The 11,479-nt window shown below is 54.8% G+C and carries 12 protein-coding genes; 8 read left to right on the forward strand and 4 right to left on the reverse strand.

From position 1 onward, the window contains the following. From ABTW62_RS12565 to ABTW62_RS12575, 3 genes are all read left to right on the forward strand, one after another. Positions 1-199 (forward strand): hypothetical protein (locus ABTW62_RS12565; RefSeq protein WP_430904918.1); only part of this gene is annotated, 199 nt, incomplete at its 5' end. A 503-nt stretch (positions 200-702) separates the two neighbouring features. Then, positions 703-1,758: an acetyltransferase gene (locus ABTW62_RS12570; RefSeq protein ID WP_430904919.1), complete on the forward strand. Its 1,056-nt coding sequence runs from the start codon at positions 703-705 to the stop codon at positions 1,756-1,758. 77 nt (positions 1,759-1,835) lie between these two features. Continuing rightward, a complete protein-coding gene (locus ABTW62_RS12575; RefSeq protein ID WP_430904920.1) occupies positions 1,836-2,459 on the forward strand; it encodes a LysE family translocator in 624 nt (207 codons plus the stop codon). 46 nt (positions 2,460-2,505) lie between these two features. Here the strand turns inward: ABTW62_RS12575 and recQ are convergent, their stop codons facing one another. The 3 genes from recQ to ABTW62_RS12590 form a co-directional block, all read right to left on the reverse strand. Next, positions 2,506-4,350 carry a DNA helicase RecQ gene (gene recQ, locus ABTW62_RS12580; RefSeq protein ID WP_430904921.1) on the reverse strand — a complete coding sequence of 615 codons (1,845 nt, stop codon included), beginning with the start codon at positions 4,348-4,350 and terminating at the stop codon, positions 2,506-2,508. Between the two features lie 297 nt (positions 4,351-4,647). Further along, a complete protein-coding gene (lolD, locus tag ABTW62_RS12585; RefSeq protein ID WP_430904922.1) occupies positions 4,648-5,322 on the reverse strand; it encodes a lipoprotein-releasing ABC transporter ATP-binding protein LolD in 675 nt (224 codons plus the stop codon). Beyond that, positions 5,315-6,562 (reverse strand): lipoprotein-releasing ABC transporter permease subunit, encoded by a 1,248-nt coding sequence (locus tag ABTW62_RS12590; RefSeq protein ID WP_430904923.1) that lies wholly within the window; start codon positions 6,560-6,562, stop codon positions 5,315-5,317. Before ABTW62_RS12590 ends, lolD begins: the two co-directional genes overlap by 8 nt. A 235-nt stretch (positions 6,563-6,797) precedes the next feature. Here ABTW62_RS12590 and ABTW62_RS12595 point away from each other — a divergent pair, with 235 nt between their 5' ends. The 5 genes from ABTW62_RS12595 to ABTW62_RS12615 all read left to right on the forward strand — a co-directional run bounded on the left by ABTW62_RS12595 (position 6,798) and on the right by ABTW62_RS12615 (position 11,243). Next, positions 6,798-8,216, forward strand: a complete 1,419-nt coding sequence (locus ABTW62_RS12595; protein WP_430904924.1) for a glutamate--cysteine ligase — start codon at positions 6,798-6,800, stop codon at positions 8,214-8,216. Further along, positions 8,213-9,226 (forward strand): M14 family metallopeptidase, encoded by a 1,014-nt coding sequence (locus ABTW62_RS12600; RefSeq protein ID WP_430904925.1) that lies wholly within the window; start codon positions 8,213-8,215, stop codon positions 9,224-9,226. The genes ABTW62_RS12595 and ABTW62_RS12600 overlap by 4 nt, the downstream gene beginning before the upstream one ends. Positions 9,227-9,484: 258 nt before the next feature. Further along, positions 9,485-10,102: a DUF2459 domain-containing protein gene (locus ABTW62_RS12605; RefSeq protein WP_430904926.1), complete on the forward strand. Its 618-nt coding sequence runs from the start codon at positions 9,485-9,487 to the stop codon at positions 10,100-10,102. A 508-nt stretch (positions 10,103-10,610) separates the two neighbouring features. After that, complete coding sequence (locus ABTW62_RS12610) at positions 10,611-10,775, forward strand: hypothetical protein (protein ID WP_430904927.1); 165 nt, start codon at positions 10,611-10,613, stop codon at positions 10,773-10,775. Between the two features lie 81 nt (positions 10,776-10,856). Next, positions 10,857-11,243 carry a hypothetical protein gene (locus ABTW62_RS12615; protein WP_430904928.1) on the forward strand — a complete coding sequence of 129 codons (387 nt, stop codon included), beginning with the start codon at positions 10,857-10,859 and terminating at the stop codon, positions 11,241-11,243. A gap of 19 nt (positions 11,244-11,262) precedes the next feature. On the opposite strand, the gene ABTW62_RS12620 is transcribed toward ABTW62_RS12615, so the two are convergent. Continuing rightward, the coding region (locus ABTW62_RS12620; protein WP_430904929.1) for a hypothetical protein at positions 11,263-11,479 on the reverse strand (217 nt) is incomplete at its 5' end.

Here is an 11,479-nt window from a genome sequence, read left to right on the forward strand (position 1 = left end):
AAAATTAGGGCGTGCGACGCCTATCAAAATTTTTATCATGCCTACCTCTTGCCCAAGCAATACAAACAACGCCATGAAACTTGGATTTCTGCATTTGCATGTAAATTTGGAATGGTCAGCTCAAAATTGGCAAACACAATTTCTATCTCTGGTCGCAAATCGCCCGGGTAGCCGGATTACGGTTGTGCGTTTCTTCTAACATTTCCAGATTCATTCTATTCTCCACTTTTCCGAATAACCGACTGGCAAAGGTTGCCCAGGAATTGGCGCAACTTTTACCAGCCCTGGATTAGGCGACTGTAATCTGATTAATTTAATCAGCTTGATGAGCAGTCAAGAGCATACCTTTTCCGACTATGTAAAAACTGCTGATATGACTTTGGGCCAATAATCTGCTGTCCGCTAGGTTGCGCATGGGTACGGACAAGAAGCTGAGTTACTGTTCCAGGACGGACAGTGATGGTCTTATGTAGAGCGCGATTCTTTAATTTTGTGGCACTGACCGTTCCAAGCGTTGCATCTGCTCTTTCAAGTACAAATCCCAGATCTTATAACGTTGACATTATCATTCTTAATGTCTTTTCTGGCGTAATATATTTCCTCATTTCAAAAGAACAACTTTAGCTGGATGTCATGATGCTTTCGTCGCGCTGGGTCAGGGCGCCATGAACACGCGAGTGATGATCGTGGGGATATATCCGAATGCCAGATGATATGAGGTTCAGGAACTACATAACGGCCGATACCGAAGCGCTCATCGCAGTTTACCGCGCTGCAGCTCTTGTGCTTGGGCGTCAGGGGTACACGGAAGAACAAATAAACGCTTGGGCGATGTATCCGGAGGACGCCGAGGCGTTTCGGCGCACGCTGGCGAAGGGGGTTACCCTCTGTGCAGTGATTGACGGTGTCCCGGCCGCCTTCGGTCAATTGCATCCTGTGGACCATATAGCTTATATGTATTGTCATCCGGATCATGCACGGCGCGGGCTGGGATCAGCAATTCTCTCGATGCTTGAGGCGCATGCGCAGTCAAAGGGAGTGACGGCGGTTCGAGTCGAAGCGAGCGCCGTCGCGCGGCCTTTCTTCGAGCGTTTCGGATATCGTGTGCTCGAAGTGGAGCGTCCCGTCAGGCATGGTGTGACGTTCATGCGATTCAAGATGGAAAAGGAATTTGCGAACCAACAGGGGGATAGGTTGGATAAAGCGGGGCTGTCTCCCCTGCCGCTTGGGTCGGGTAATCCAGATTTAGTCATCCGCGCAGCACAGCCAACCGATTATGAGACGCTATTGGATTGCTGGTTGAGATCCGTTCAGGCGACACATGTTTTCGTATCGGCTAACGATATTCAATCGATGATTCCGCATGTGCGCGGTTATCTATCTTCCAGCGAGTCCGCGATCTGGGTCGCATGTGATGCTTCCGGGTCCAACCTGGGTTTTATGGGATTGTCTGGAAACAAGATGGAGGCTTTGTTTCTTGCACCGGAATTCCATGGCCGTGGGATTGGACGACAAATGGTGCGATATGCCCAATCGCTGCACCCGGCGCTGACCGTGGATGTCAACGAGCAAAATACGGCAGCCCGGCAGTTCTATGAAGCGTGCGGGTTCGTCGTGGAGGGGCGTTCGGAAAAGGATAGGCAAGGAAGGGCATATCCGCTGCTGCACATGCGATTGATTGCACCGAATCACCATGCATTGCAGCAACCGGTCCACGAAAACCTATCCGCAGTTGAGCGCAAATGCCAAGACCGATAAAGGTATCCCTGCGGCCTGCGTTATATGAAGCCAATCGGCTATCCTGGAATACTTGCCTTAATATGAACATCTGGTGAATGGAACTGAACCTTGAATTCAACAGCATTCTGGCCCTGTTTGTTGCCATGTCGGTGCTGGCTGCAGTACCGAGCGTCAGTGTCCTGGTGGTTTCTGCCAAATCGGCCAGCTTCGGCTTTGTGCATGGCGCATGCACCGTGGCCGGCATTGTGCTGGGGGATATCTTTTTCATTCTGTTTGTTGTTTTCGGGCTGGCGCTGCTTGTTAAGGCGATGGGGCCAGCGTTTGTCGCAGTCAGATATCTGGGCGGCGCCTATTTGATCTGGCTCGGTGTCCTGACTTGGCGCACAAGGAGACAGTGGTGCCAGAGCCAGACCAGCGGCGATTCTTCGCTGTTGTCGAGCTTCATGACAGGGCTGTTGATCACGCTCGGTGATCAGAAAGCAGTTTTATTTTATCTGGGTTTCTTGCCTGCTTTTCTGAATCTGTCCAGCCTCTCGGCTATGGACATTGCCGCGATTGTTGCCATCACCGTGATGGCAATAGGGGGCGTCAAGCTCGCCTATGCCTATGCTGCCAGCAAAGCTGGGCAGATGCGTGCAGGCAATTCTGGCAGGGTACTGAACACACTGGCCGCGTGCATCCTTTTCATGGCGGGAATTTGGATCATCATCTGGGCGTAGCGTCGCTGCAGAAACAGGACGGGCTTGGCCTGGCGATCCTTTCCGGTCAATCGCCCGCATATGCCGCATTCTTCAGTACTTGTAAGAATTGCGCGCCGTAACGGGCCAGCTTCGCTTGACCGACACCGCTGATGTGGCCGAGTGCGTCAAGGTTGGCGGGGCGTTGGTTGAGGATTTCCAGCAGGGTGCTGTCATGGAAAATGACATAGGGGGGCACGCCTTGTTCGCGGGCGAGTTCTGTGCGCTTGGCCTTGAGCGCTTGCCATAACGGATCCTCTTCGGCGTTGGCAAAAGCTTCACGCAATCGCGCTGCCCGTTCGGGGCGGCTGGTGACAGGTTTGGCGGGTCGGGCGTCGTGCCGCAGAAAAACCCTTTGCTCGCCGCGTAGAATCGGGCGCGCGGCTTCGGTCAAGCTCAGTCTTCCGAAGACTTCCATTTGCACTTGCAATACACCGGTCGCGACCAGCTGCCGATAGACGCTGCTCCATTGTTGCGCGGTCAATGTCTTGCCGATGCCGTATGTACTGAGGTGCTGGTGTTGAAATTTCTCCACTTGCGCGGTCTGCTTGCCAAGCAGGACATCGATCAAATGACCGGTGCCGAAGCGTTGGCCGCAACGGTAGACGCAGGAGAGCGCCATGCGGGCGGCTTCGGTTGCATCCCAGGTTTCAACCGGGTTGAGGCAGTTGTCGCATTGACCGCAATCGCCGGGATGGGTTTCGCCGAAATAGCGCAGAATCGTCTGGTGGCGGCAGGTGGTGGATTCGCAGAAACCCAGCAAGGCATCGAGTTTCTGCCGTTCGACCAGCTTGCGTTCTTCCGGCGCATCGCCCGCATCCATCATCTGCCGCAGCGATACCACATCGCCCAAGCCATAGACCATCCAGGCGGTAGCCGGGAGGCCGTCGCGGCCGGCGCGGCCGGTTTCCTGATAATAGCTTTCCAGGTTCTTGGGCAAATCGAGGTGGGCGACAAAGCGCACATTGGGTTTGTCTATGCCCATCCCGAAGGCCACGGTGGCGACCATGATGATGCCCTCTTCGCGCAGGAATCTGCGCTGATGCTGATGGCGTGTGGCGGCATCAAGCCCGGCATGGTAGGGCAGTGCGTCCCAGCCGCGTGTTTGCAGCCAGGCCGCGGTTTCCTCCACTTTCTTGCGTGACAGGCAATAGACGATGCCTGCGTCATGGGCATGTTCAGCTCCCAGGAAGGTTTGCAATTGCTGGCGTGGATTGTGCTTGATCGCCACGCGGTAGCAGATGTTGGGCCGATCGAAACTGGCGACGAATTGCTGTGCGTTTTCCAGCGCCAGGCGCTCGACAATTTCCGCGCGTGTGGGTGCATCGGCGGTAGCGGTCAGCGCGATGCGCGGCACGCTCGGGAAGCGCTGGTGCAGTACGGTCAGCTTGCGATATTCGGGTCGGAAATCATGCCCCCATTGCGAAACGCAATGTACCTCGTCGATCGCGAACAGCGCGAGGCCATGCCGCGCCTGCAGACGTTCCAGCAGGTTGAGGAAGCTGCTGGTCAGCAAGCGTTCGGGGGCCACGTACAGCAGTTTGAGTTCGCCTTGCAGCAGGCGGTTGGAGACTGCCCGCGCGGCGTTGGCGTCCAGGCTGGAGTTGAGAAACTCGGCCTGCACGCCGAGCTGGGTGAGTGTTTCGACCTGGTCCTGCATCAAGGCGATCAGCGGGGAGATCACGATTGCCACGCCCGGCCGCAGCAACGCGGGCAGCTGATAACATAATGACTTGCCGCCGCCTGTCGGCATCAGGACCAGCGCATCGCCGCCAGTTGCCACATGCTCGATGATCGCTTGCTGCTTGCCGCGAAAGGCGGTATAGCCAAAGACTTCCTGGAGGATTTTTTGTGCTGCGGGACTAACCGTCATTTGAATGGTCGACGTGGCTGACGTTTATGTTGTCTGGTCTCGGATTGGGTATTGCAAGCTAACGCATGCATTCTACAAGGAATTGCTACTCGCCGGGGACCGGATCGATTGCTTGGGAAATGCTGAATGAATCCAAGTGATTTGAATGCCTCCATGCAATTCTCTGCTGGATATATGCAACCCGGAGGCATTCAGCCGATGCTAAATTGCGGTTGCCGGAAAAAATCTGGCTTCAAGTTTTTCGGTTCCCAGTGGTGTCAGCGTCACGAATACGCCCTTGACCACTTTTTTCGGCGATTACTGCAATACGCCATCCACCAGTTGCAAGACCCGGTCTGCCCGGGCGGCGAGTTCCGGATCGTGGGTGACGATCACCATTGCCGCGTTGGCCTGGCGATTGAGTTCCAGCATCAAGTCGAATACACCCCCGGCGGTCTGGCGGTCGAGATTGCCGGTTGGCTCGTCGGCCAGCACACAGGCAGGGCGGGTGACCAGGGCACGGGCAACTGCCGCGCGCTGGCGTTCGCCGCCGGAGAGTTCGCCTGGCGTATGCGTGAGGCGGTGGCCCAGGCCGACCCGCTGCAGCATTTCCGCTGCCTGTTCCAGGGCATCTGGCTTTTTCACGCGGCGAATGAACAGGGGCATGGCGACATTTTCCTGTGCGCTGAATTCCGGGAGCAGATGATGAAACTGGTAGACAAAGCCGAGGGACTGGTTGCGCAGATGGCCGCGTTCGGCTTCACTGACGCTTGCCAGATTCTTGCCCAGCAACAATACTTCGCCTTGGGTAGGCTGATCTAGTCCTCCCAGTAAATGCAACAGGGTGCTTTTGCCGGAGCCGGAAGCGCCGACGATGGCGACCATTTCACCCGCACCCAGCTCAAGATCGATGCCATGCAGGACCGGGACTTCTAGTTTTCCCTGAAAATAGCTTTTATAGAGATTACGACAGGCAATGATGGTTTTATTCATAGCTCAATGCCTCGGCCGGGTTGACTTTGGAGGCGCGATAACTCGGATAGAGCGTCGCCAGCAATGTCAGTACGAACGACACTGCTGCGACCGTGACGATATCTGCCAGATGGGGGTCGGAAGGAATCTTGCTGATGTAATAAACTTCTTGGGAGAGAAACTGGACATTGAATAAATGCTCGATAAAGGCGACAACCTCACCGACATTGTAGGCCAGCAGAACACCGCCAAGCAGACCCAGCAGGGTACCGAAAATGCCGAGCAGTGCGCCCTGGATAATGAAAATCTTCATGATACTGCCCGGGCTTGCTCCCAGCGTGCGCAGGATCGCGATATCCGCCTGTTTGTCGGTCACAGCCATCACCAGTGTGGAGACGATGTTGAAGGCGGCCACCGCAATGATCAGGGCGAGGATCAACGACAGCATGCGTTTTTCGATCTGAATCGCGCGGAAGTAGTTGGCGTGTTGCTGGGTCCAGTCGGTGAAGTACAGATCGGGCGTGAGGGTTTCGGCCAGCTCATGAATGACCCGGGTGGACTGGAACATGTCGTGCAGCTTCAAGCGGACGCCGGAAACCTGATTGGGCGCCATGCGATAAAGTTTCTGGGCGTCGGCCAGATGGATCAGCGCGAGGCCGGAGTCATATTCGAAATGCCCGACTTCGAAAATACCAGTGACGGTGAATTGCTTCAGGCGCGGCAGTATCCCGGCTGGCGTGACTTGGCCCTGCGGCGAGATGAGCACGATCTTGTCGCCCGGATAAGCACCCAGGGTTCTGGCCAGTTCAAGCCCGATCACAATGCCGAATTCACCCGCCGCCAGTTGCTGGAGTTCGCCTGTCACCATTCTGTCAGTAAAATCGGCCACATTGTGCTCGCTCTCCGGCAAAATGCCGCGCACGATCGTCCCGCGCACCACCTGGTTGTACGAAAGCATGCCCTGCGCATCGATGTAAGGCGCTGCTGCCATGACTTGCGAGTGTTGGGTGGCGGTTTCTGCAATAGCCTGCCAGTTATACAGACCGTCCTGGAAGCTGCTGATCTGAGCATGTGAGGCGACGCCCAAAATGCGTTCGCGTACTTCCTTGTGAAAGCCGTTCATGACCGACATGACGGTGATCAGGGCTGTCATGCCGAGCGTGATGCCCAGCAGGGATATCAGCGAGATGAACGAAATAAAGTGGTTTCGGCGTTTGGCGCGCGTATAGCGTAGACCGATCAGAAACTCATAACTAGCCACGAAAGGGACCTTCTCCGGAGAATCGACAAAGAAGGGAGTATGCCATATATGATAGGGATCGTTGTGTGATTGATCCCGTCCGGGCCAGGAGAGCGACTTTGGACAGCAGGCCCGGGAAGAGTGGTTGCCATAGGGTCAACATGGTATGCTTGCGCTATAGCATGCCTGCCGCTGGCTGACTGCTGTCGGCGGTTTGCGCCTTGTGTGAACTTGAATTTACGGATTGGATAATGCCATGGGCCAGGAAATTGCAGCCGATCATTTTCGGGCAGAAGAACGGGCGCTGTTTGACCAGCGGCTGGCAGAGGAGACGGCATTGTTGCGCAGCGCCCTGGCATCCGGCAGTTTTTCATCCAGCGGCTTTGTTGCCGGATGCGAGCTGGAAGCCTGGCTGATCGACCGCAATCTTTTTCCCGCACCGAACAATGAAGCCTTTCTGGCGCATCTTGATCATCCCTTGGTGGTGCCCGAGCTTTCCCGCTTCAATGTCGAGCTGAACAGCACGCCCCAGGCATTGCATGGCAATGCCCTGCTGCGGATGGAAAGCGAGCTGGAGCAAACCTGGCGCTACTGCATGAAAAAAGCGCATGATCTGGATAATGCCCTGATCCTGATTGGGATTTTGCCGACCGTGCGGGAGCAGGACTTGTGCCTGGCCAATATTTCTCCACTGAATCGGTTTAGCGCGCTCAATACCGAGGTGATCAAGCTGCGTGGTGGGCGGCCGATTCAGATCAACATCAGCGGCGAAGAGCAGCTGGCTTTGTCGCAAATGGATGTCATGCTGGAAGCGGCCGCGACCTCGTTTCAGGTGCACTTGCAGATTCCCGTGGAAAAAGCCGTGCGTTACTACAATGCCTCGCTCATGCTGTGCGCGCCATTGGTCGCGGCCACGGCCAATTCCCCCTTTCTTTTTCAGCATACGCTATGGGAAGAGACGCGCATTCCTCTGTTTGAACAGGCGGTCAATCTGGGCGAGCAAGCCACCGAGCGCGTGACATTCGGTTCCGGCTATCTGGAGTCGAGCGTTTGGGAATGCTTCGAGGAAAACCTCAAAATGTATGAAGCCCTGCTGCCGATACAGTTTGATACCCCACCGGCGCATTTTGATCATCTGCGGTTGCACAATGGCACCATCTGGCGCTGGAGCCGTCCGTTGATCGGATTCGACAACGCGGGCCAGCCGCATGTACGGATTGAACAACGCGTCATGGCGGCCGGTCCCAGTATCCTGGATCAGATTGCCAGCACGGCTTTTTATTACGGGGCGGTGCACTATCTGGCCGAGCAAATCCGGCCACCGGAAACCGATCTGCTGTTTTCGGCAGCCCGGGCCAACTTTTACCGTGCCGCCCAGTATGGATTGGAAGCCAAACTCGACTGGCCGGGCGAACAACATATGGTGAACGCCGCCAGTCTGATTCTGGATGAACTGTTGCCGATTGCGGACTATGGTTTAACCATGCTCGGTATCGATCGGGATTCCCGCCGGCGGTATCTGAACATCGTCGAGGCGCGCGTGAAATCACGCCAAACAGGTGCCGCTTGGCAGCGTGCCTACTTGAATAGCCATGACCATAATTTTTTCGACCTGACGGCCAAATATTTGGAGAATCAACGTAGCGGAGCACCTGTGCATGAATGGGACATATGAATCCAGAATTACGCATCTTGCATGCAGCGCCACCAGCGCTGTTAGCGGCATCCAGTGATGCGCTGTTTGAGCTGCTGGGTGGCCCAACGCTGATTCATATCGAAGGAGAGCGTCAGGACCGATTGTTCGTTTCCACTTTGCTGCATGGCAATGAAGATACCGGCTGGCTGGCTATCCGGAAACTGCTTGCCAAATATGCGGCCGTTAAGTTGCCGCGCAGTTTGACGATATTCATCGGCAATGTCGAGGCAGCACGCTGGCGGTTGCGCCGTCTCGATCATCAGCCGGACTATAACCGGATATGGCCGGGTACCTCGAAGCCCGATCTGCCGGAAAGCGCGTTGATGCGGGCCGTGGTGAGCGAAATGGAGGGCTGCTCGCTGTTTGCCAGTGTCGATATTCACAACAATACCGGCACCAATCCGCATTATGCCTGCATTACCTTACTGGAGGACGCGAACTATTATCTCGCGACGTTGTTCGGCCGCACCGTGGTGTATTTCCGGCAACCGCTCGGAACGCAAACCAGTGCCTTTTCCGCCCGCTGCCCCGCAGTTGCCTTGGAGTGCGGTAAACCGGGCAGCATCGGCAGCGTTGAACATGCGCTACAATTTCTCGAAGCCTGTCTGCATTTGCAGGCCTTTCCCGCCCGCCCGTTTCCCAAACACGATATCGATTTGTTCCATACGGTCGCCACGGTTAAAGTTTGCGAGCACACCACGTTCGGCTTCGGTCCCGGGCCGGGCGTGCTCAAATTCGATCCCGCACTGGATCAGATGAATTTTCGCGAACTCAAGCCCGGCACCTCGTTTGGCTCGATCGATGGCCATGCTTCGCTGGGTCTGAGGGCGACGAACGGCCATGGACAGGATGTGACCGAACAGTATTTTGCGCGACGTGATAATTTATTGGTGACAAAACGTTTTCTGATGCCGGCCATGCTGACATGCGATGCGAAAATTATCCGCCAGGATTGCTTGTGCTATCTGATGGAGCGCAAGGCTTGTTGAGCGCAGGTGGCGTATGGCTGCGAAATATCGTCCAGTTGAGGGCAACGCCGGTTTTTTCGTAATATCTGGGGGAGTCTGCCACAATGAAATCTCATCGGCATTTTTACCTGTTTTGTTTGTAATCTCATGACGCCTGTTCCGATTGCGTTCAAAAGCTTGCTGACATGGTGTCCTCGGATTGGGCGGAGCATCCTGCGGGGGAGGGTTGTGTGGCTGTTATGGGCGTTCCTCATCCCTGCCAAGGCGATAACTGCGGAAATGATGCCTGTACCCGAGCGGCAACCGTGCGAGCTGGTTTATGTGATCAACCATGGCCTGCATACGGGCATCGTGGTCAAACGCGAGGATTTAGTGACGGTGGTGCCGGGACTGTCCAGCGACTGGACCGCCGGGAACTACATTGAAGTGGGCTGGGGCGATGCAAAGTACTACCAGGCCCGGAAGACCTCGATTCTCCTTGCCATTCGGGCGATGTTCTGGCCAACCGATGCGGTGCTGCATGTGGTCTCGATTCCGGAAACCCCGCACCGTTTTTTTTGGGATGATGTGACGATCGTCGCGCTCACCCTGCCTCGGGCAGACTATCAACGTCTATTGGGTTTTATTGCAGAAAGTTTCGACTATTCGGAGGGGCGGCGCATGGCACCACTCGGACCTGGCTTATACGGCAACAGCCGTTTTTATCGTGCCACAGGGTCGTTCCATGCCTTCAATACTTGTAATACATGGGTTGGGAGATCGCTTGAAGTTTCGGGCTATCCCATCCGTAGCCGCGGTATCGTGACCGCCACGGGCTTGCTGTCCCGCCTGCGAGCAACCGATCCGGCAATGCATTGCTTGCCGGACTATAATATAAATGGGGTCGGAGTAAAATAAATATCTGCTATGCTCTGCAGTCTGCGGTATCAATTTGAAGAATCGCAGGCAATAAATGGCAAGATTATCGAGAGTGTGCCCGGTTGGCGTGCCTCAGCATGTTATACAGCGAGGCGATAATCGTCAGGTTTGTTTTGCCGACGAACAAGATTCGCAGCCTATGCGCATTGGTTACAAGAGGCGTCGAGGAAATATCAGGTCGATATGCATGCATGGGTGTTCATGACCAATCATATCCATCTATTCTGCACGCCGCATGCACTGTATAGGGCGCTAGGAGGCTGTCCGAGAATAGCGATCGTAGCGAGGGCGAGACTGGTTGAGTGGGATTTTTCGATCATTTGAGGCGAATAGTCGTTCTATTCAACGAAAAGGATCGGAAAATCCCGCCAGCCAGAATCGACCGCAGTAGATCAGTCTATTCTCGGACAGCCTCCTAGGCAATGAAGAAAGCGAACGGCAAGCCAGATACCGGCAATTATTCAAGCAACAAGTCGAAGGAGAATTATTGACAGAGATTCGACAAACGCTGAACAAAGGGCTGGCGCTGGGCAATGAACGATTTAAAGCGGAAATCGAAAAATTGACGGGTCGGCGGGTAACGGCCAAAAAGGCAGGTCGACCTGTCGGCTGGCGGAAGAAAGATGAAGAGTGCATAAATAGCCCAACATAATATTACTCTGACCCTAATTATACGCAAGATTATGAGAGAAAATGTCGTATACATTACGTTAGCTATCAGGAGCCCTGCGTTATGACGCCTGAACAGTTCATCCAGTACCTCATGAGCTTTCTTGGTGGCGGATTCGCTGTCGCCGTCGGCAACTGGGTTAACTCATCCGTTGGTATCCGCAGACAGCGCGAGATCGACCACTTGAAGGGACAATTGCAGTCTCTCTACGGCCCACTGTCATTTTTCGCTCAGCAGAACGAAAAGCTATTTGCCCTGTGCGGCGCATTCAGCGATGCCTATACCAGGGAGATCGTACAAAAGAACTGGAGCCAAGACGAGAAAACTCGGGCATCTGTACGCGCCGACGCCGAAACTACGATCCAGCTCTCAAACCAATATGTCGTCCGCGTCGTCGAGAACAACGGTCGCATCATGGAGATTTTGGAAAAAGGATGGCATCTCAGTTGACACTGAAGACATCGAAGAGTTAGCGCAGTTTCAAGTTGATTTCACTCGCTTCAAGACCGAGGTTGAGGGAACACTGAAAACACCGTTCACCATCTACACAGCAGTTGGTGATATTTCGTATATGCGCCCGTCGATGATAGAACTTATCAAAAGGAAGGTTCGTGCCAAAGAAGAGCGGTTGCGCAAGCTTATGCGTCCATGGTGGCGCTGTGATGGCTAACGAGTGATAAATATCT

It is taken from the genome of Nitrosomonas sp. ANs5 (genome assembly GCF_050584665.1).
Taxonomy (GTDB): Bacteria; Pseudomonadota; Gammaproteobacteria; order Burkholderiales; family Nitrosomonadaceae; genus Nitrosomonas.

Coding starts and splice junctions, on each gene's coding strand:
- ABTW62_RS12570 (WP_430904919.1), top strand. CDS start 703: ATGCCAGATGATATGAGGTTCAGGAACTACATAACGGCCGATACCGAA.
- ABTW62_RS12575 (WP_430904920.1), top strand. CDS start 1,836: ATGGAACTGAACCTTGAATTCAACAGCATTCTGGCCCTGTTTGTTGCC.
- recQ (WP_430904921.1), bottom strand. CDS start 4,350: ATGACGGTTAGTCCCGCAGCACAAAAAATCCTCCAGGAAGTCTTTGGC.
- lolD (WP_430904922.1), bottom strand. CDS start 5,322: ATGAATAAAACCATCATTGCCTGTCGTAATCTCTATAAAAGCTATTTT.
- ABTW62_RS12595 (WP_430904924.1), top strand. CDS start 6,798: ATGGGCCAGGAAATTGCAGCCGATCATTTTCGGGCAGAAGAACGGGCG.
- ABTW62_RS12600 (WP_430904925.1), top strand. CDS start 8,213: ATGAATCCAGAATTACGCATCTTGCATGCAGCGCCACCAGCGCTGTTA.
- ABTW62_RS12605 (WP_430904926.1), top strand. CDS start 9,485: ATGATGCCTGTACCCGAGCGGCAACCGTGCGAGCTGGTTTATGTGATC.
- ABTW62_RS12615 (WP_430904928.1), top strand. CDS start 10,857: ATGACGCCTGAACAGTTCATCCAGTACCTCATGAGCTTTCTTGGTGGC.